The following is a 21,212-nucleotide window of genomic DNA, read 5'->3' as shown; positions in this document are numbered from 1 at the left end:
CTTTATGAGTTCTTGTCATAATCCCCCTGAAAAACAGAATCGCTCAAACCAACATTACCATTCCACAACTAACAACTAATTTAAAACTTCTCCATAAAGGTCAAAATCCTCTGCCTCGGTAATCTTAACAGTGGTATATTCTCCTGTTTTCAAATAGGTTTTTGAAGCATCAATTAAAACCTCATTATCCACATCGGGTGAATCAAACTCTGTTCTACCAATAAAATAGTTACCTTCTTTTCTATCAATAATAACCTTAAACTCGTGCCCTATTTTTTGTTGATTTAATTCCCAAGAAATTTGAGATTGAATTTCCATAATTTGGTTAGCCCTATCAATTTTAACATCTTCAGGCACATCATCTTCCAAATTATAGGCATGCGTATTCTCCTCATGTGAATATGTAAAACAACCTAATCGCTCAAAACGCATGTCAGTTACCCATTGCTTTAATTCTTGAAAATTTTCTTCGGTTTCTCCTGGATATCCAACAATAAGTGTCGTTCTTATTGTCATTTCTGGTACAGCATCTCTAAACTGATGAATTAACTTGGTCGTTTTCTCTTTAGTAGTTCCACGGCGCATGCTCTTTAAAATTGAGTCTGATATGTGCTGCAACGGGATATCTAAATAATTACAAACTTTTGGCTCCCGATTCATAACATCCAACACATCTAAAGGGAATCCTGTTGGAAAAGCATAATGCAACCGAATCCACTCAACACCTTCTACTTTTACTAAAGCTTCTAGCAGTTCAGCCAGGTTTCGTTTTTTATATAAATCCAACCCATAGTAGGTTAAATCTTGAGCAATAAGAATCAATTCTTTAACACCATTGGCCGCCAATTTCTCAGCTTCAATAACAATCTCTTCAATAGGCGTGCTTCTGTGTTTTCCTCTCATAATAGGAATCGCACAAAACGAACAAGGTCTATCGCAACCCTCAGCAATTTTTAAATAAGCATAATTTTTTGGAGTTGTTGTTAAGCGCTCCCCAATTAACTCATGCTTATAATCTGCGCCTAATGCTTTTAACAACCCTGGCAATTCTGTCGTTCCAAAATACTGATCTACATTTGGAATTTCCTTTTCTAGGTCAGGCTTATAGCGCTCACTTAAACATCCTGTCACAAAAACCTTATCAACCTCACCTTCTTCCTTTTTCTGCATGTATTCCAGGATCGTGTTAACGCTCTCCTCTTTGGCATTATTAATAAAACCACAGGTATTGATTACAACCACATTGCCTTCCTCTTCATGCACTACGTCTTTACCACTTGCCTTAAGTTGCCCCATCAAGACTTCGCTATCATAAACGTTTTTGCTACAACCAAGAGTAACAACATTAATCTTATTTTTCTTCAGAGTTTTTGTGCGCATAATTTCTGTAAATCAGTGTGCAAAGATACATAATGATTGTGGATTTCAGATTTATTCCAAATACATATAAATTAAAAACAGAGCATCATTAAAAGATGCCCTGTTTAGAATAATAATTTTGAAGAAATCTTTTTACTATTTAAAAAAAGAATCTACAAATTCATATTTATTAAATACCTGCAAATCTTCAATACCCTCGCCAACTCCAATATATTTAACGGGAATTTGAAACTGATCTGAAATACCAATAACTACACCTCCTTTTGCTGTTCCATCTAATTTTGTAACTGCTAAAGATGTAACCTCTGTGGCTGCCGTAAATTGTTTAGCTTGCTCGAAAGCATTTTGACCCGTAGAACCATCTAGTACCAACAAAACATCATGTGGTGCATCACCAACCACTTTTTGCATCACACGTTTTACCTTTGTAAGTTCATTCATTAAGTTTACTTTGTTATGCAAACGTCCTGCGGTATCAATAATAATAACATCGGCATCTTGATTTACTCCAGACTCTAAAGCATCAAAAGCAACCGAAGCCGGATCGCTTCCCATATCTTGACGTACCATAGGCACATCTACTCTATCGGCCCAAACCTGAAGTTGGTCTATTGCTGCAGCTCTAAAAGTATCGGCTGCTCCAAGAACCACTTTTAAGCCTTTCTTTTTAAATTGATATGCTAATTTTCCGATAGTCGTTGTTTTACCTACACCATTCACACCAACTACCATAAGTACATAAGGTGTTTTTGTTCCGTTTTCTTGCTTTGGCAAGTCTGGAATTATATAATCGGTTTCTTCTCCTGAGTTTGTTTCACTTAAAAGGGATGCTATTTCTTCACGAAGAATTTGATTAAGCTCATCGGTACCCAAATATTTATCTTTAGAAACACGTTCTTCAATACGATCGATTACTTTAAGTGTAGTATTTACGCCCACATCGCTCGACACCAAAACTTCTTCAAGATTATCAAGAACCTCATCATCTACTTTTGATTTTCCGGCTACCGCTTTACTTAGCTTGCCAAAAAAACTGGATTTAGATTTTTCTAATCCTTTATCTAGGGTTTCCTTTTTTTCTGAGGAAAATATTTTTTTAAAAAAACTCATTTCTTATTATTGGTTGGTTCTTTAATTGAAACTACACTTTGCGTTAGGGATTGAGGCTTTTCTTAGAGCTCTTCTTTGAAAGCGACTGCCGAAAGCCCGACCATTTTGGTAACGCTCAAAACATAATTGTCAATTATCTTACCACATTTTACGACCTGTTAATATGGCAGATAAATATAAAATAAAAAAGCCGCTTTCAATAGAAAGCAGCTTATAATATCTTGAAACGAAACTTTTTTATTTCTTTAAAAAGTCGTTAACTTGATCTGGACTCATGATAGACTCAACAAACATGTAAGCTCCTGTTTTTGGAGACTTCACCATTTTTATTGCTTTTGTTAATCTTTTAGATCCTGTTTGTAATGATGCTACTGCTTTTTTTGCCATGACCTATACACTTTAAGGTTATTTGAGATTTTTTAAAAACCTCTAATTATTTAATTTCTTTATGAACTGTCATACGCTTAAGAATTGGATTAAATTTTTTAATCTCCATTCTATCTGGCGTATTCTTTTTATTTTTTGTTGTAATATATCTTGAAGTTCCTGGTTGTCCAGACTCTTTGTGCTCTGTGCACTCTAAGATTACTTGTATTCTGTTACCTTTCTTTGCCATGTCTTATTACTTATTAAATACAGCTATTATTTTAAAAATCCTTTAGATTTCGCCTCTTTAATTGCTGCAGAAATACCTATTTTGTTTATTGTCTTTAAAGCAGATGTAGAAACCTTTAAAGTTACCCATTTATCTTCTTCTGGAATGTAAAAACGTTTCTTAACCAAATTCGCGTTAAATTTGCGTTTAGTTCTGTTTAATGCATGAGACACGTTGTTTCCAACCATGGCTTTCTTTCCTGTAAGTTCACAAACTCTTGACATTCTATATAACTTTAAATTCTTTGTTGCTTAAAATCGAGGTGCAAATATACAAATTCTTTATATTATGCCAACCTAATTTTTATCAATTTTTAAAAATTTCTTTTAGAAGAATTTCCAAGGCTTTATTTACGGCTTTATTGATGACTTTAATTCTCGAATTACCAAAGTTGAATTCATGAGAGTAAACCCCAGATTTTGTAGCAATAGCAATAAATACAGTACCAACTTCTGCATCAGATTCACCTTTGGTTGGACCTGCATTTCCCGTTGTAGCAATAGCATAGTCAGATTGAAATAATTGTTGTGCATTTTGTGCCATTCCCTCCGCTACTTGAGAACTAACAACAGAAAAAGTGTCAATATCTGACTTTGACACCTTTAAAACATTTATCTTAGACTGTGTTGAATAGGTTACTACGCCTCCTTTAAAAAAAGCTGATGCTCCCGGATTTGAAGTGAAACGTTCTGCCACTGCCCCTCCAGTACAACTCTCAGCGATGGCCAATGTAAGACCAAGTTTTGTAAGTTGTTTTGCAATAACTATTTCTACAGAACCATCCTCATCTTCTAAACCAGCATATTCTTCCTTTATCAAAGGAATCACCTTATCAATTTGTTCCTGAATCTCATTTTTTAATTGCTCTTCTTCAAACCCCTTTGTAGATAATCGCAATCGCATTTTGCCTAAATTTGGTAAGTAAGCAAGTTTAATATGTTTTGGCAAAGCGTCTTCCCATGCTTCTATTCTTGCAGCCAAAGCACTTTCTCCCAATCCATAAACAATCATAGTTTTATGAAGAATAAACGGGCAGTTGTACTTTTCTTTTAGGTTTGGGATAACTTCATTATCAATTAAAGCTTTCATTTCATAGGGCACACCCGGCAATGAAATGAACGTTTTATCACCCTTTTCAAGCCACATACCTGGAGCGGTACCCAGCTTATTCATTAAAGGTTTTGACTTTGAAGGTATGAGAGCCTGATCTCTATTTACTTGAAGTAATTCTGTTCTAACATGCTGCCTCCAAATAGTTTCTATATTTTCAAGAACAGCCGTATTTCTTACAAGTGTATCATTAAAGTATTCCGATATTGTTTTTTTAGTGATATCATCTTTAGTAGGCCCTAAACCTCCTGTACAAATAATAATATCAACACGATTCTCGGCATCTGCCAAAGCTTGTAAAATATGATTCTTATCGTCTTGAATTGACGTGATTTGATAGACAGACACCCCAATTTTATTCAGCTGCTTTGAAATAAAGGCGGAATTAGTGTCTACAACTTGACCAATAAGAAGTTCGTCACCTATGGTGATGATTTCTGCTATCATTACAAACCAAAATCAGATTTTATCTCAGCAGAAGCTTTTTCCACTGCCGAAATAACAATGGCTAATTGCTCGGTTACATCTAAGTCCTTTTTCTCAAACTTTCCCCAGTCCTGAACCTCTATCAACGTGTCTAGCACTCCCAGTTCAAACAAATCAACTGTTGGTTTCATTTTATGTGCCGCTTGATAAGCGTTATAAAAATCGCCTTCAGCTACGGCCGTTTTTAAACGTTCTGCATCCATTGGCACTTCTTCAAGAAAAGCCGCCGCCAATGCTGCGATAAAATCTTCATCGTTATCTGCCAACTCCTTTACTCGTAATAATTTATAATGCTGCTCCATTTTTACTTAACTGTTATTGAAAACATCTCCTTATCCTCTATAAATCCTTTTAGCTTATCGTTCGCAATTACTTTGCCAACTCCAGCTGGTGTGCCTGTAAATATAATATCTCCTATCTTTAAAGTGAAATATTTTGACACATATTCTATTAATTCATCAATTTTCCAAAGCATGTGGCTCGAATTTCCATTTTGAACAATTTCATCGTTCTTTTTTAAAGAAAACTGAATTTTATTCACATCTTTTATCTCTTTTTTAGGAATCCAATGACCTATAACCGCTGCTCCATCAAAAGATTTTGCTTTTTCCCAAGGTAAGCCTTTAGCCTTCAACTGACTCTGTAAATCGCGAGCCGTAAAATCAATGCCTAAACCAATATCATTATAATATTTATGAGCAAACTTTCTATCAATATGCTTACCCACTCTATTTATTTTCACTAAAACCTCAACCTCATAATGCACATCATCTGAGAAATCAGGAATAAAAAACGGCTGTTTTTTTAATAAAATGGAGGTATCTGGCTTTAAAAAAACAACAGGATCTTTAGGTCTTTCATTTTCTAATTCCTTAATGTGTTCGGTATAATTTCTACCAATACAAATAAGTTTCATTTATTTATTATTTTAAATAGGGCGTTTCCCTTTAGGGTCGGGCTTTCTGTTGCAAGTCCTCGCTCATACTTCACTGCGGGCTTTCCACTCCAATCCCTAACGCAACAATCCGCCAAGATTTAAGCTAAAACCTCCAAACTCTTCTTACCCCAATTTATTATTAAAACTCCTGAGCTTAATGGCTGTTAATACTTTTTTGGTATACAAAGGAAAATCTGCATTTAGCAACCATCCAAAATACCCAGGTTCTTTTTCTAAAACATCGGTAACCAACTTTCCTTTATGCTTACCAAAAGAAAAACACTCCAGCCCCTCTTTATTATAGGTTATAAACCCCGCGAAGTCAGCAAACTTTTTTCTAGAACTAAATTCTGCTAAAAACTTGGTATCATTCTCTAATTCATCGTATTTAGCAACCTGCGCCTTTAATATCTGATAGGTTGCATTTGTATCGGCTTCAGCACTATGTGCGTTTTCTAAGCTTTCATTACAATAAAACTTATATGCCGCACTTAATGTACGTTGTTCCATTTTATGAAAAATTGTTTGTACATCTATTGCCAAACGGTTTTTCATATCAAAATCAATATCCGCCCGCAACATTTCTTCTGCTAATAAGGGAATATCAAAACGGTTAGAATTAAACCCACCCAGATCAGAATCCTTAATCATATTATAAATAGCTTTGGCCAATTCTTTAAAAGTAGGCTCGTTAGCAACTTTCTCGTTAGTAATTCCATGAATAGCAGTCGTTTCTTTTGGAATGGGCATTTCTGGATTTACCAACCATGTTTTACTTTCTTCAGTCCCGTTTGGAAATATCTTTAAAATAGATATTTCAACAATCCTGTCATGCGTTATATTGATTCCTGTTGTTTCTAAATCAAAAAAACAAATAGGCTTAGTAAGGTTTAACTGCATTAATTATTAATGTTATTATGAATTCAGTATATATTTTTCGCTAAAATAAAAAAACCCAACCGCTAAAAGGTCAGGTTTAACTATTGTTTATAATTTCAATTTACATTTCCCTATTCACATCCCAAGCTTCTAAGTAATCTTTAACAGCTTTCACAAACATACCCCCTAAAGCGCCATTAACCACACGGTGATCATAAGAATGCGATAAAAACATTTTATAACGAATTCCTATAAAATCGCCCTCTGGTGTTTCAATTACGGCGGGCACTTTACGAATAGCTCCCAAAGCTAAAATACCCACCTGCGGCTGATTAATAATAGGAGTTCCCATAATACTTCCAAAAGACCCTACATTCGTTACGGTATAAGTACCTCCTTGAATTTCATCGGGTTTCAATTTATTCATTCTAGCCCTATTTGCTAAATCGTTCACTTGTTTGGTCATACCAACCAAATTAAGCTGATCTGCATTTTTAATAACAGGAACAATTAAATTCCCATCTGGTAAAGCTGCTGCCATACCCAAATTGATGTTTTTCTTTTTTATTATGGTATCTCCTTGAAGAGAAATATTCATCATCGGATAATCTCGTAATGCCTTAGCAATAACCTCCATAAATATTGGAGTGAAGGTTAAATTTTCTCCATCGCGCTTCAAAAAGTCCGCTTTCACTTTCTTTCTCCAATTCCAAATATTGGTAACATCGGCTTCAATAAAACTTTGAACATGTGCAGATGTTTGAAGTGAGTTCGTCATATGATTGGCAACAAGTTTGCCCATCCTAGTCATTTCAATAATTTCATCTTCACCATTTGAGATAGCAGCTGGCGCTTCCGTTTTTATTTTCTCAACTGGTTTATTTTCAATAACGGGTTGCTCGACTTTTTTGGGTACCTGTACCTCACTTTGTTTACTACCCTTATTTTGAATATAATCTAGGATATCGTTTTTTGTAACACGACCATCTTTCCCTGTTCCCTTTAGAGCATCCAATTCTTCCTGAGAAACGCCTTCAGCCTTTGCTATATTTTTTACTAATGGTGAGTAAAAACGATCTCCACTAGAAATCACAGGGTTAACTGTTTCTTTTGCTATAGTTATAGTTTGCTCTACCTCTTCAATAGCCTTCTGCTCCTCGGTTACTGATTCTTCTTTATCATCCTCATTTATTTTCTCTCCTTCACCTTCATCCCCCTCTGTTTCAATAATAGCGATGACCTCACCAACTTGCACAACATCGTCCACATTAAATAATCGTTCTACTAAAACACCATCAACTTCACTAGGCACCTCACTATCTACCTTGTCCGTAGCAATTTCCAGCACAGAATCATCCATTTCAATAGTATCTCCAACTTCTTTTAACCAAGAAGTAATTGTTGCCTCAGCAACACTTTCCCCCATTTTTGGTAATTTCAGCTCAAACTTTGCCATATCAATAATTTAATACTTATTTTTTAGTTTAATTTTGCAAAATTAATAAAAATACACGTCAAATAACTCATAATAATCAAAAAACAACAACTTCCCCTCTACTAACCGAATTATCACTTCCTAAAATAAAATTGGACGCCTTAGGTTGTATTTTATAGGTGACTAATTTACCCATATTAGCGTAATTAGTATCCATAAATTCTATAATTTCTTTGTACTTAATAACATTTGCGTCAAAGACTAATTCTGTTTCATCTTCTAAGTTCCCTATATCTACCAAGTGCTGTTTTAAAACCATATCTTCATTTAAAACAGACATCATATTTGGATTCAATTTAGAAGAAACATAAATATAAGCACTCACATTTTTACTGTTTTGGATTGAAGATTTTCTAATTAAGGGAATCAACTTAATTCCTATCCAAACGAAAAAATCAAAAAACACATTTTTTTTAAAATGCTTTTTGTAAAAAATTTGCATAGCACCATAAAAACGTTTGGCATAGTTTTTATCTCGAAGCGTACTCTCTCCTTTAAAATGTATTACTGTTGTCTCTCCGAAATAATAATTTGAGTAGCCAAATTTTAATGCCTTATATGAAATATCAATGTCTTCACCATACATAAAATAATCTTCATCAAACCCTTCTATTTCTATATAAACCGACTTCTTTAAGAACATAAAAGCACCAACCAAAACAGGAACTTCACCAATTCCGTCAGAGTTTATGTTATTAGCATAATAGTCGTCGGTATTTCCAATCAACTTCTTAAAAGCGGCTTTAACATAAGGTATTTTTCTCTTACTCTCTGGCAAAAACGCTCCTCTACCATCGATTAATTTGCAACCAACAATCCCAAGATTATCTTTAGATTTCACAAATTCTAACACCTTATAAAACGTGTCTTCTGCGACTACTGTATCTGGATTTAAAACACATAAGTATTCGCCTTGCGCAGATAAAACACCTATATTATTTCCTTTAGAAAAACCACAATTCTCTGTATTGGCAATAAGCTTAACATTAGGAAATAATGTTTTAACCATCTCGCAGCTACCATCTTTTGAATTATTATCAACAACAATTATTTCAGCATCAATACCTTGAATAGCCTGTTCGACACTTTTTAAGCAAAGCTCCAAAAAGTACCTAACATTATAATTCAATATAACTACAGATAATTGCAAATTAGTATGGTATTAAATTTTTATAGAAGATTCGAACGGAATTCTATTAATTATGCTCCTACCCAGAGTAATCTCATCAGCATATTCCAATTCATCACCAACAGAAATTCCTCGCGCAATAGTAGAAGTGAGAATTTCAAAATCTTGAATTTGCTTATATATATAGAAGTTAGTTGTATCTCCCTCCATAGTTGAGCTTAATGCAAATATGAGTTCTCTTACTTGACCTCCTTTTACTTTATTCACTAGCGATTCTATATTCAAATCATGTGGACCAATTCCATCCATTGGAGAAATTTTACCCCCTAATACATGATAAAGTCCTTTAAACGAACTTGTATTTTCAATAGCCATAACATCGCGAATATCTTCAACAACACAAACAATCGCTTCATTTCTATTAGGGTTCGAGCATATTTCACAAAGCTCAACATCACTTATATTATGGCATGATTTACAAAATTTCACCTCATTCCTCATGCACTGTAAGGCTTCTGCCAACGCTAAAGTTTGATCCTTAGGTTGTCTCAACATGTGCAGCACTAAACGTAACGCTGTACGTTTACCTATACCCGGTAATTGAGACATCTCGTTAACAGCACGTTCTAGTAATTTTGAAGAAAAATCCATATTGGCGAAATTAATATTTACACACCAATTTCACTAATTTACTTAACTCTTTTAATAATAGTATAAGCTTCTTATTTAATATTTGTAATTTTCGATCGTAAAAAAGTTGATGTATGACTGCTACACAAATCCTGCTTCTTATAGTTGGTTACTTTGTTGTTTTAATTTTGATTTCTTACTTCACAGGAAAAGAAGACAGTAATGAAGCCTTCTTCAAAGCTAATAAATCAGCTCCATGGTATTTAGTTGCTTTTGGAATGATTGGCGCCTCTCTTTCTGGGGTAACTTTTATTTCTGTTCCTGGTGCGGTTGAAGCTAAACAATTTGGTTATTTACAAGTCGTATTGGGTTACTTTTTTGGTTATCTAGTCATAGCCTACATGTTATTGCCAATTTATTACAGATTAAATCTCACCTCAATATATACGTATTTAAAGGACCGATTTGGAAATGTAAGCTACAAAACGGGCTCCATTGCTTTTTTAATATCTAGAGTAGTTGGAGCAGCTTTTAGATTATTTTTAGTCGCAAAAGTGCTACAACTTTTAATATTTGATCAATACCACATACCATTCACAATTACGGTAGTAATTACCATTGCATTAATCTGGCTTTATACTTTTAAAGGCGGTATAAAAACCATCATTTTTACAGATACTTTGCAGACGCTTTTCATGCTTATATCGGTAGTTGTTACCATTGCTTTTTTAGCTTCTGCTCTAGATTTAAATAGCATTTCGGAGGTTTACGCAAACGTTAAGGAAAATGCCATGAGCAAAGTATTCTTCTTCGACAACATTAACGACCCCCAATATTTTATTAAAAGCTTCCTTGCTGGTATGTTTATTACTATTACCATGACGGGATTAGATCAAGATATGATGCAAAAAAACTTGACCTGTAAAAACCTAAAAGAGGCTCAAAAAAACATGATTTCCTTTAGTGTGGTTTTAGTTTTTGTAAATATTTTGTTTTTAGCATTGGGCTTACTTTTAACAGAATACGCTAGCCAACATGGTATTACAGCGAAAAAAGATGATCTGTTCCCAACTGTAGCTATGTTACCCGAAATAGGAATCGTTACATCTGCGTTCTTTTTATTAGGTCTAATTGCAGCCGCCTATTCAAGTGCAGATTCAGCCTTAACCTCTTTAACAACATCATTTTGTATTGACATCATTGAGTTAGACAAAAAACCTTTAGCCTCCCAGAAAAAAGTTAGAAAGCAAGTTCATATTTTAATAAGCATCATACTTGTTATTGTTATTGTATTGTTTGATGCTATTTTTAAAGACGTATCTGTAATATGGGAACTCTTTAAAGCAGCAGGTTACACGTATGGACCGTTACTAGGTTTATTTGCATTTGGAATTTTCACAAAAGCACAACTAAAAGACAAGTATGTTTGGATAATTGCTATTATAGCCCCTCTAGTATCCTATTTTATTAATAAATATTCGATGGATTTATTAAACGGATATCAGATTGGTTTTGAAATACTAATTATAAATGGGTTACTAACCTTTTTGGGATTAATATTGATTCGTAGAAAGTAAAACTAAGGTACAAGCCACCTCAAAATCAATATTATTTTCTTTTAAAATATCGTAGAATTCAGAGTTTTCTGTACCCGGATTAAAAATAACACGTTCTGGCTTTAGTGAAATGATGTAGTCATAATAATCATGTTGCCGCTTAGGGTTTAAATACAAGGCAATGGTATGTACGCCTGTATACGGCAACAAATCTTCATCAATTATCACCCCAGACACTTCTCCTTTTTTTAATCCAAATGCAACAACTTCAATATTAATTGCGACAAGTCGCTGAATGGCATAATTAGAATATCTATTAGCCTTTAGTGAAGCTCCCAGAACTAAAGTTTTTTTATTCATGAGTGTTAAATATATGTTAAGTAAAAAAAATATGGTAACAGATTGTAATTATAAACGTCTCTTTAATAATCAAACGATAAAATAATCATCAATCAAACTAATCAAAAATGAAGAAAAATCTATTTTTCTATTTTGCATTTCTTTTTGCACTATCAACCAACGCATTTACAGATCCTGACCCCAATGCTGAAAAAACCGGAACCATTTCTGGCAAAGTATTAGACGCCAATTTAAAAGAACCCTTACCTTATGTTAATGTTATCATTAAGAACTCCGCTGGTAAAACTCTAACTGGAGGTATAACGCTTGATGATGGTTCTTTCAAAATTGAAAAAGTTGCAGAAGGCAATATTGTAGTTAGTATACAATATATTGGTTATAAAACTTACAACAAAAATGTTACCGTTGGAAAAGGTAATTTTAATGTAAACCTTGGTAATATTTTTTTAGAAGAAGAAGCCGAAGGGTTAGATGAAGTTACAGTTATAGCCGAAACTTCTACTATTCAACAAAAAGTCGACCGAAAAGTTATTACCGTTGGTAAAGACTTGATTACTGCCGGAGCCACAGCCAGCGACATCATGAACAATATTCCTTCGGTTAATGTTGATCAACAAACAGGAAACATAAGCCTTCGAGGGAATGAAAATGTTAGGGTTATGGTTGATGGTAAACTCACTAATGTTCCTATTGCCCAATTACTTAAACAGATTCCTTCAACTTCCATTAAGCAAATAGAACTAATCACTAATCCTTCTGCTAAATACAATCCTGAAGGCATGAGTGGTATTATTAATATTAAATTACACAAAAACACGCAAATTGGTTTTAATGGTAACCTAAATGTGGGGGTAACCAATGAAGTATTTGCAAAGTTTAATAGTTCTATTGACATGAACTACCGAAACGGAAAATTTAACTTTTATGGAAACTACGGAAACAATATTGGAAAATACGATAATTTCGGACAAGTAAACCGTTTAGACGATGGTTCTGTGCAGGATTTTTCTTTTCAGAATAGTAATAAATCCCACCTTTACAAAATAGGTGTAGATTTTTATATGAATGATAAAAACACCATCTCTTTTTTCACAAATCAAAACGTATTTAATGGAGAAGGTAATAGTTCAACTGATGTAACATATCCTGTTACTGGTGTTCAAACACAGTTATTCATGAACGATTCTGAAAACAGTTCAAGCCAATATAATTTAGCATACAAACATGAGTTTGACAATGAAGATGAAACTTTAGATGTAGAAGTGAATTATAACGAGTATGATGCTGAAGAAATTGCCAACTTTAATTTTATCAATTTCACTTTCCCCACTGATTATGTAGACAATGTAGACACTAAACGTGATAGAACGACTATAAATGTAGACTACGTTAAACCTGTTAATGAAGATGTGAAAATTGAAGCTGGTTTAGAGGCAAGGTTATTCAATTCTATTATTGGTTACATGTCAACCGGACAAACATTCAATGGTAACGGTGATTTAATCCCAACACCGAGTACTAATTTTGATTACAAAAGAGATATTTACTCTGCATATTTCACCTATTCTAAAAAATTCGAAAAATGGAGTTACCAAGCTGGACTTAGGGCTGAACAAGTTTTTGTTAACGCAGATGCATTAAGAACTTTCGATGATAATTCTACTGAATTTTTACCATTCGAAAATGAATACTTTCAATTGTACCCATCAATATTTTTATCATACAATCCATCAGAAAAAAACACCTATCAATTTAGCGCAAGCAGAAGAGTAGACCGCCCCGGACTTCAACAAGTAAATCCGATTAGAGAATGGAGTACTCCAAGAGTTTCATCTTATGGGAACCCACAGTTAGAACCTCAGTTTACCAATTCTGTTGAAGTAAACTATATCAGAAACTTGGAAAAAGGAAGCATTACAGCAGGCGTTTTCTATAGATTTATTGAAGATAATATTAACAGGTACCTCATTATTGACAGAACAGATATAACCTCTGGAAATGTAATTCTTTCCTATAATAACTTTGAAAATACGTCTGCCTATGGTATAGAATTATCGTCAGGTTATAAACCAACAAAATGGTGGAGCTTTAACACAAGTTTTGATTTGTATTCGCAAACACAACGTGGTATTACAGAATATCTTGACACTGATGATTTGCCAAACGCTACACCGGAAGATATTGTAAGACAAAATACGGAAGTAGATAATATTGTATGGAACTTTAGACTTTTCAATAACTTCAAAGCATCGAAAAAATTAAGTTTCTCACTATTTGGTATGTATAGAGGTGAAGAAAAAGGGATTCAATTTACGAGAAAACCGATGTACTTTGTAAATACAGGAATGCGTTATAGTTTCTTAGACAATAACCGAGGAACCCTTAGTTTTAACTATAATGATGTTTTTAACACCATGCAATTCGAATTTGAAACAAACACACCATTCCCCGGGTACGGTGGTTTCAATTGGGAAAGTAACACCTGGAATATTGCATTCTCTTACCGTTTTGGTGGTGGAAAATACAGATCACTTAAAAGAAAAAGACGTGATAATAATGAAAAATCTGGTGGCGGAGGCTTCCTGTAAAACAACAAATTTGATAGCCTACATAATAGTTGATGGTTAGTGTTATTGTATGGATATTAAATAAGAAACTCCGAGGTTAAATAACTTCGGAGTTTTGCTTTTTAGTAATAGTATTACTGTTACTATGTTAAAGTTTTCATTAACCACAATAATTTTTAAAATTTTGCGTTCAAAAAATATACAATCTAGCCAGTTAACGAATGAATAATTATTTAGAGTTAGTCGTCTACACATATCAAAATTCGTAATATAGATAAGATTAGTATAAGAAAACTCGAAAGTATTTTTTCGAGTTTTTTCTTTATTGTGTTAAAAAACGTTAAATAATAGATATTGATGCAATATTTTTAAACATGTTGCGTCTAATACATTAAGATTCTTCACATTAGTGTTAGTTGAAGTTGATTAATAGCTAGAAAAACCCGAAATGCATGCGTTTCGGGTTTTTTGTTTATTCCTATATTATTATAAACCTTACGCCCACTTAATTATGGCACTGGCCCATGTAAATCCACTTCCAAAAGCAGCTAAAACCACATGATCCCCTGCTTTAATCTTACCCTGCTCCCAAGCTTCGGTAAGTGCAATAATTACAGATGCAGCTGTAGTATTTCCGTATTTCATAATATTATTAAATACCTGATCATCTCTTAGTCCAAACTTCTTCTGAATAAATTGTGCTATTCTTAAGTTAGCTTGATGTGGTATTAACATATCTATTTGATCTTTCTGTATTCCGTTTTTCATTAAACCCTCAATAATAACCTCACTAAAGCGCACCACCGCATGTTTAAACACAAAAGTGCCATCCATATATGGGAAATAAGAAATATCTTCTTCCTCAGATTCTAAAATCTCTGGAACCCAATGTGCAATACTGGGCGATGCAACAATTAACTTATCAGCATACTTACCCTCACTATGTAAATGGGTTGATAGTATACCTTTACTCGTATCTTCTTCTCTACTCAAAACACATGCACCTGCTCCATCACCAAAAATAACAGTCACACCTCTACCCCTGGTAGATTTATCTAATCCATTACTATGATACTCCGCTCCAATAACCAAAATATTCTTATACATTCCAGTTTTTATAAACTGATCTGCAACAGAAATGGCATAAACAAATCCCGAACATTGATTCCTAACATCCAACGCCCCAACGGTTGGCATATCCAACATATCTTGAATTTGCACACCGCAACCAGGGAAATAATAATCTGGACTAAGGGTTGCAAAAACAATAAAATCGATATCATCCTTAGTTAACCCTGAGCGCTCTATTGCAATTTTTGCTGCTTTAGCACCCATAACTGCCGACGTATCTTCAGATCCTTCTGGTATCCACCTTCGCTCTTGGATACCAGTACGTTCTTGAATCCATTCATCACTTGTATCCATCATCTTAGACAAGTCATCATTAGTAACTATATTTTCTGGAACATACTTACCTAATCCGGTAATCTTTGAGTTGTACATAGTGTCATCTTTATTGTTTAACCAAAATACAAAATTAAATCATCAATGAAGAATAAAAAGAAAACTCCAAATAATTGTGTCAGTTTGTCATATTTATTCAATTGGCATTTTTGTTGTCTACTACACAAGCATAACAAAACAATAATAAAACATTATATATTATGACAAAAGGAAACATTAATGTATCGGTAGAAAACATCTTCCCTCTCATTAAAAAATTCTTGTATAGCGATCACGAAATCTTTTTACGTGAACTTATTAGTAATGCTACAGACGCAACTTTGAAATTAAAACACCTAACTAATGTTGGTGATGCAAAGGTAGAATATGGTAATCCGCAGATTGAGGTTAAGGTTGATAAAGATGGTAAAAAACTTCATATTATAGATCAAGGTTTAGGTATGACCGCCGAAGAAGTTGAAAAATACATCAACCAAGTTGCTTTTTCTGGAGCTGAAGAGTTTTTAGATAAGTATAAAGATTCTGCTAAAGATTCAGGAATTATTGGTCATTTTGGTTTAGGCTTTTACTCAGCATTTATGGTTGCTGAAAAAGTTGAAATCATCACTAAATCTTTTAAAGATGAACCAGCAGCGCATTGGAGTTGCGATGGTTCACCAGAATTTACATTAGAAGCTTCTGATAAAACAGAAAGAGGTACAGAGATTATTCTTCATATTGCTGAAGATTCTACAGAGTTCTTAGAAGATAGTAGAATTAGCGAATTATTATTAAAGTACAACAAGTTTATGCCTGTGCCAATTAAATTTGGAACTAAGGAAGTTAACGATCCTGAGCATGAGCCACAAACTACAAAAGATAAAGACGGTAAAGAAACCACCGAACCTCACAGACAAATTACTGTTGATAATATAATTAATAACCCTAGTCCGGCTTGGACAAAGCAACCAGCTGAGTTAAAAGATGAAGACTACACTGGTTTTTATAGAGAGTTATATCCAACACAATTTGAGGAACCTTTATTTAATATTCATTTAAATGTAGATTATCCGTTCAACTTAACAGGGATTTTATATTTCCCGAAAATGTCGAACGATATGCAAATTCAAAAGGACAAAATTCAGTTATACCAAAACCAAGTTTTTGTAACTGATAATGTTGAAGGTATTGTTCCAGAATTCTTAACCATGTTGCGTGGTGTAATTGATTCTCCAGACATTCCATTAAACGTATCGCGTTCTTACTTACAAGCCGATGGTGCCGTAAAAAAGATTTCATCTTATATTACAAGAAAAGTAGCCGACAAATTAAAATCGTTATTCAACAATAACCGTGAAGATTTTGAAGCAAAATGGAACGATATTAAAATTGTTATTGAATACGGTATGCTTTCTGAAGAAAAATTCTTTGAAAAAGCAGATGCCTTTGCTTTATACCCAACGGTTGATGGTACGTATTATACTTACGAAGAATTATTCAACAAAATAAAAGCAAAACAAACCGATAAAGACGATAAATTAGTGATTCTTTATGCTTCTGATAAAGATGCGCAACACAGTTACATCGAGTCTGCTAAAGCGAAAGATTACGAAGTATTATTATTAGATTCTCCAATTGTATCGCACTTAATCCAGAAGTTAGAAAGCTCTAAAGAAAATATCACGTTTGCTCGTGTGGATGGCGATCATATTAATAATTTAATTAAGAAAGACGAAACAACAATTTCTAAATTAGATGAAGATCAAACCAAAGCTTTAGATGAGCTGTTGAAAGAAGTTATTCCTTCTGAAAAATTCATGGTACAATTAGAAGCTATGGATAGCAACGAATCTCCATTTACAATAACACAACCAGAATTTATGCGCAGAATGAAAGAAATGCAGCAAACTGGTGGCGGCGGTATGTTTGGTATGGGTAACATGCCAGAAATGTACAACCTAGTGGTGAATACAAACTCCGAATTGGTTAGTGAAATTATTGGTACAAAAACAAAGAAAAAACAAGAGCGTTTAATAAACCAAAGTTTAGACCTAGCACGATTATCGCAAGGTTTATTAAAAGGTGAAGAGTTAACCAATTTCATCAAACGTAGTTACGAAATGATAAAATAAGTACCGTATTGTGAGGAGGCACAACATGATAATCTCATAATAAAGTACAAGTGTTTTTTTCGCTTTCGCGGAAACATATAAAACCAAAACCACTTTGTAAAAACAAGGTGGTTTTTTCATTTTCCAAAGCATTTGACTTTGTAAAAAAATTCTTCTACCTTCGTTTAACCTAGGATGTAAAATATTAAAACTAAAACATGAAAAACACAATTACATATATATCACTTTTCTTTTCCTTCGTTGCTTTTGCGCAAATAAATTTTGAAAATGAAACAATTTTAATAGATGCATCACATACTTCATCAGATCCGACTTCTTTGTTATTAGTTGACTTAGATAATGATGATTATAAAGATTTAGTTATTTCTTCAAATTATGATGATACAATTATGTGGTATAAAAATGTAAATGGGGATTTCTCTCATTTTCAACGAAAAATAATTTCATCGCAAATCGTGGATGGTCCTAGTCGCATTGCATATGGCGACTTAAACAATGATGGATTGGAAGACATAATATCGACTAGTAGTACTATTCAAGATAAAATTGTTTGGTTTGAAAACTTAGGAAATGGTATTTTTTCAAACGAACATATCATTTCAAATACTATTAATGGTCCACTTACAATAAATGTGAGCGATATAGATAATGATGGTGATTTAGATATTCTAACTGGGGGAGTGGATGATAAAATAATTCTTTTAGAAAACTTAAATATAGGTAACTTTCAAAGTCCAGTAACAATATATGACGGAAATTACGATACAAAAAAAATAAAGACGGCTGACTTAAATAATGATAATCTTTTAGATATTATTTCTAGTCACGATGATGGAGCAATATATTGGGCGAAAAATTTAGGAAATAATAATTATGACATTAGACAATCTATCATCACTGGTGGCTCGGATGATGGAACTGCTATAGACTTTATGGATGTAAATGATGATGGCTTTTTAGACATTATCACAGCAAATAATTATGACACAGATAATGTAAGATATATAGTAAATCAAGACGGGCAAACTTTTGACGGTCACAATGCAGTTATTATTGATAATACTATTCAAGAACCGTTTGAAATAAAAGCCAAAGATATGGATAATGATGGTAAAAAAGATATTGTAGTTTCGTTTTGGACTAATGACAATCTAAGTTGGTATAAAAATTTAGGAAATGGTATTTTTAGTAATAAGATTTTAATTACTGATAATATTAGCAATCCAAAATCATTTATTATCGATGATATTGACAACGATAATAGCAATGACATCATATCAACCTCTTATGCTTTATCAAAAGTATCTTTGTTTAAAAATCACAATTCGGGAAGCTATTTTCAAGAAACTATAGTAAATTATTGGTATGGGTTTCCTTATGACATAAAATCAGCCGATCTAAATAATGATAACAGCAAAGACATTATTATAGCTTGTGATGACCTTCTTTGGTTTGAGAACTATGGCAATGCAAACTTTAGCTCATATAAACTTATTTCTTCTACTGACGAGGGCAACTCTTATTTAGATTCAGTTATTTTTGACTTAAATTCAGATGGTAATAAAGAATTAATTGGTCTTAGATATGACGGCATAGAAGTATTCGTAAATGATGGAAATGATGCATTTTCAAGTACATTTTATTCTTATTCAAATCTAAACCTAAATAGGAATATGGTTTTAGAAGATATTGATGGTGATGGGTACAAAGATATAATCGTTAGAATTGACGATAGAGATGATGATAAAATTGCCTGGATAAAAAATAATGGGGATTTAAGTTTTGGTAACATGACCATTTTCACTGATGATTCATATGGATTTAAACCTAATAAAATTGCAGCAGGCGATATAGATAATGACGGTGATATTGATGTTGTTGTAAGCTCTAAAAATTACTCTCGAATATATCTCTTGGAAAATAATGGATTTGGTGATTTCTCGAATTTACTAATTATGCAATCAATCACAACCAATCCTATATCTCTAGAAGATGTTAACAATGATGGATATTTGGATATTGTTTCTGGAGGATATTATATTGGTAATAAAAAAATCTATTGGATTAAAAACAACGAAGGTACTTTTTCCTCAAATATAACTACAATAGATAATAATACAGGAGTAACAGAGTTTTCATTTGAAGATATTGATAATAATGGATATAAAGATCTGGTTTGCGTGTATTACGAATCCACGAGTGAGGGTGGTGATGAAAAAGTGTTTTATTATTTAAATGACGATTCGGGTTTTGATTCTATGGTGCTTGTTGACAATGCTGGCTACTTGTCAAGCTTAGATCGAGACATTATTTTAGAAGACATAAACAATGATAATAAACTTGATATTTTAACAAGTTACCATCATATTAAAAAAACCGGTTATTATCTTAATACATCAACCCTTTCTATAATTGATGCTGAAAATTATGATATTGCTGATTTTAAAGTTTTTCCAGTTCCATTTTCAAATATGCTGCGATGGAAATTCTCTGATAATAAAAAAGATATTCTTGAAATAAAAGTATATGACACATTAGGTAAAATTCATTTTAAAAACGATTCTATTCTAAATGATAAAATTGATTTAACGTCACTTCCAAAAGGAATTTATTTTATAAAATTCACAACATCAGATAGCATCAAAATAACTCGCAAAATTATTAAAGATTAAATTTATAACGTTTTACAATATTGGTTATAAGTAATTGCTTTTTCTCACCTACTTCTGAAAATCCTCGCAAATGTTCAGTTTGGTGTGTACTTTCAAAGTTTAATGCTAAACTACGCAACCTTTCTTATACGAACCCTTAAACGAACCTCCCAAAAACCTAAATTTTAAAAAAAGTAAAATTAAAAACAACCCCTGACATCCTACGACACAAACCCGTATAAATTTGCATTAAATTTTAACAACAAAATCCATTCTAAAATGAAAAATGCAGTTAACTGGTTTGAAATTCCAGTAAAAAATTACGAAAGAGCAAAACAATTTTACAGTACCGTTATGGCTTTAGAAATTAAAGATCATCACATGCCAGAACAAAACGTTAAGTACGGTATGTTTCCGTATGATAATGATAATAATGGTGTAGGTGGCGGACTTATTGAAGCCGACGGACAAAAACCAACTACCGATGGCCCTACCATATATTTAAACGGTGGAGAGGATTTAAGCATTGCTTTAAGCAAAGTAGAAGCTTCTGGGGGTAAAGTAATGATGCCAAAAACAGATATTGGGGAAAATGGTTTTATGGCACAATTTACCGATACCGAAGGCAATAGAATTGCACTACATTCTTGGATGTAACATTGTTTAACAATCAAAAAACGAGATGATAGCGG

At 33.2% G+C, this 21,212-nt stretch carries 19 protein-coding genes; 5 read left to right on the top strand and 14 right to left on the bottom strand.

Annotated features, from left to right (window positions below):
• Positions 1 to 75: 75 nt before the first annotated feature.
• The 12 genes from rimO to recR all read right to left on the bottom strand — a co-directional run bounded on the left by rimO (position 76) and on the right by recR (position 9,832).
• A complete protein-coding gene (gene rimO, locus Q0857_RS06435) occupies positions 76 to 1,380 on the bottom strand; it encodes a 30S ribosomal protein S12 methylthiotransferase RimO (protein ID WP_298533165.1) in 1,305 nt (434 codons plus the stop codon).
• Positions 1,381 to 1,515: 135 nt separating this feature from the next.
• Positions 1,516 to 2,490 (bottom strand): signal recognition particle-docking protein FtsY, encoded by a 975-nt coding sequence (gene ftsY / locus Q0857_RS06430; protein ID WP_298533163.1) that lies wholly within the window; start codon positions 2,488 to 2,490, stop codon positions 1,516 to 1,518.
• 237 nt (positions 2,491 to 2,727) lie between these two features.
• Positions 2,728 to 2,877: a DUF4295 domain-containing protein gene (locus Q0857_RS06425; RefSeq protein ID WP_136480553.1), complete on the bottom strand. Its 150-nt coding sequence runs from the start codon at positions 2,875 to 2,877 to the stop codon at positions 2,728 to 2,730.
• Between the two features lie 46 nt (positions 2,878 to 2,923).
• A complete protein-coding gene (gene rpmG, locus Q0857_RS06420; protein WP_007648529.1) occupies positions 2,924 to 3,106 on the bottom strand; it encodes a 50S ribosomal protein L33 in 183 nt (60 codons plus the stop codon).
• 26 nt (positions 3,107 to 3,132) lie between these two features.
• Positions 3,133 to 3,369: a 50S ribosomal protein L28 gene (gene rpmB / locus Q0857_RS06415; protein WP_072402996.1), complete on the bottom strand. Its 237-nt coding sequence runs from the start codon at positions 3,367 to 3,369 to the stop codon at positions 3,133 to 3,135.
• Between the two features lie 82 nt (positions 3,370 to 3,451).
• Complete coding sequence (locus tag Q0857_RS06410; protein ID WP_298533161.1) at positions 3,452 to 4,702, bottom strand: competence/damage-inducible protein A; 1,251 nt, start codon at positions 4,700 to 4,702, stop codon at positions 3,452 to 3,454.
• Positions 4,702 to 5,043 carry an Hpt domain-containing protein gene (locus Q0857_RS06405; protein ID WP_298533160.1) on the bottom strand — a complete coding sequence of 114 codons (342 nt, stop codon included), beginning with the start codon at positions 5,041 to 5,043 and terminating at the stop codon, positions 4,702 to 4,704. Before Q0857_RS06405 ends, Q0857_RS06410 begins: the two co-directional genes overlap by 1 nt.
• Positions 5,044 to 5,045: 2 nt before the next feature.
• On the bottom strand, positions 5,046 to 5,657 hold the full coding sequence (locus Q0857_RS06400; RefSeq protein ID WP_298533158.1) for a fumarylacetoacetate hydrolase family protein: 612 nt from the start codon (positions 5,655 to 5,657) through the stop codon (positions 5,046 to 5,048).
• A 144-nt stretch (positions 5,658 to 5,801) separates the two neighbouring features.
• On the bottom strand, positions 5,802 to 6,578 hold the full coding sequence (locus Q0857_RS06395; RefSeq protein ID WP_298533157.1) for a 3'-5' exonuclease: 777 nt from the start codon (positions 6,576 to 6,578) through the stop codon (positions 5,802 to 5,804).
• A gap of 100 nt (positions 6,579 to 6,678) precedes the next feature.
• Positions 6,679 to 8,013: a dihydrolipoamide acetyltransferase family protein gene (locus Q0857_RS06390; protein WP_298533155.1), complete on the bottom strand. Its 1,335-nt coding sequence runs from the start codon at positions 8,011 to 8,013 to the stop codon at positions 6,679 to 6,681.
• A gap of 76 nt (positions 8,014 to 8,089) precedes the next feature.
• Positions 8,090 to 9,202 (bottom strand): glycosyltransferase family 2 protein, encoded by a 1,113-nt coding sequence (locus Q0857_RS06385; RefSeq protein ID WP_298533153.1) that lies wholly within the window; start codon positions 9,200 to 9,202, stop codon positions 8,090 to 8,092.
• Between the two features lie 12 nt (positions 9,203 to 9,214).
• Positions 9,215 to 9,832 (bottom strand): recombination mediator RecR, encoded by a 618-nt coding sequence (recR, locus tag Q0857_RS06380; RefSeq protein ID WP_298533152.1) that lies wholly within the window; start codon positions 9,830 to 9,832, stop codon positions 9,215 to 9,217.
• A gap of 113 nt (positions 9,833 to 9,945) precedes the next feature.
• On the opposite strand from recR, the gene Q0857_RS06375 reads away from it, so the two are divergent.
• On the top strand, positions 9,946 to 11,388 hold the full coding sequence (locus Q0857_RS06375; RefSeq protein WP_298533150.1) for a sodium:solute symporter: 1,443 nt from the start codon (positions 9,946 to 9,948) through the stop codon (positions 11,386 to 11,388).
• Here the strand turns inward: Q0857_RS06375 and Q0857_RS06370 are convergent.
• Positions 11,365 to 11,727: a CoA-binding protein gene (locus Q0857_RS06370; protein ID WP_298533149.1), complete on the bottom strand. Its 363-nt coding sequence runs from the start codon at positions 11,725 to 11,727 to the stop codon at positions 11,365 to 11,367. The two genes, Q0857_RS06375 and Q0857_RS06370, sit on opposite strands and share 24 nt — an antisense overlap.
• A 107-nt stretch (positions 11,728 to 11,834) precedes the next feature.
• Between Q0857_RS06370 and Q0857_RS06365 the strand changes: the two genes are divergently transcribed.
• Complete coding sequence (locus Q0857_RS06365; RefSeq protein WP_298533147.1) at positions 11,835 to 14,315, top strand: outer membrane beta-barrel family protein; 2,481 nt, start codon at positions 11,835 to 11,837, stop codon at positions 14,313 to 14,315.
• 474 nt (positions 14,316 to 14,789) lie between these two features.
• Here Q0857_RS06365 and Q0857_RS06360 read toward each other — a convergent pair whose 3' ends face one another.
• The gene (locus Q0857_RS06360; RefSeq protein WP_298533146.1) at positions 14,790 to 15,797 is read right to left on the bottom strand and encodes a 3-oxoacyl-ACP synthase III family protein; all 1,008 of its coding nucleotides are present in this window, start codon (positions 15,795 to 15,797) and stop codon (positions 14,790 to 14,792) included.
• 161 nt (positions 15,798 to 15,958) lie between these two features.
• On the opposite strand from Q0857_RS06360, the gene htpG reads away from it, so the two are divergent.
• From htpG to Q0857_RS06345, 3 genes are all read left to right on the top strand, one after another.
• Positions 15,959 to 17,869, top strand: coding sequence for a molecular chaperone HtpG (gene htpG / locus Q0857_RS06355; protein ID WP_298533144.1), 1,911 nt, complete (start codon positions 15,959 to 15,961; stop codon positions 17,867 to 17,869).
• A gap of 197 nt (positions 17,870 to 18,066) precedes the next feature.
• A complete protein-coding gene (locus tag Q0857_RS06350) occupies positions 18,067 to 20,541 on the top strand; it encodes a T9SS type A sorting domain-containing protein (protein ID WP_298533142.1) in 2,475 nt (824 codons plus the stop codon).
• A gap of 258 nt (positions 20,542 to 20,799) precedes the next feature.
• Positions 20,800 to 21,177 (top strand): VOC family protein, encoded by a 378-nt coding sequence (locus Q0857_RS06345; protein WP_298533140.1) that lies wholly within the window; start codon positions 20,800 to 20,802, stop codon positions 21,175 to 21,177.
• Positions 21,178 to 21,212: the final 35 nt, after the last annotated feature.

Source organism: uncultured Algibacter sp., from assembly GCF_947495925.1.
GTDB lineage: Bacteria > Bacteroidota > Bacteroidia > Flavobacteriales > Flavobacteriaceae > Algibacter_E.
The sequence above is the reverse complement of the archived record's forward strand: the minus strand, read 5'-3'. Positions and strand labels throughout refer to the sequence as shown.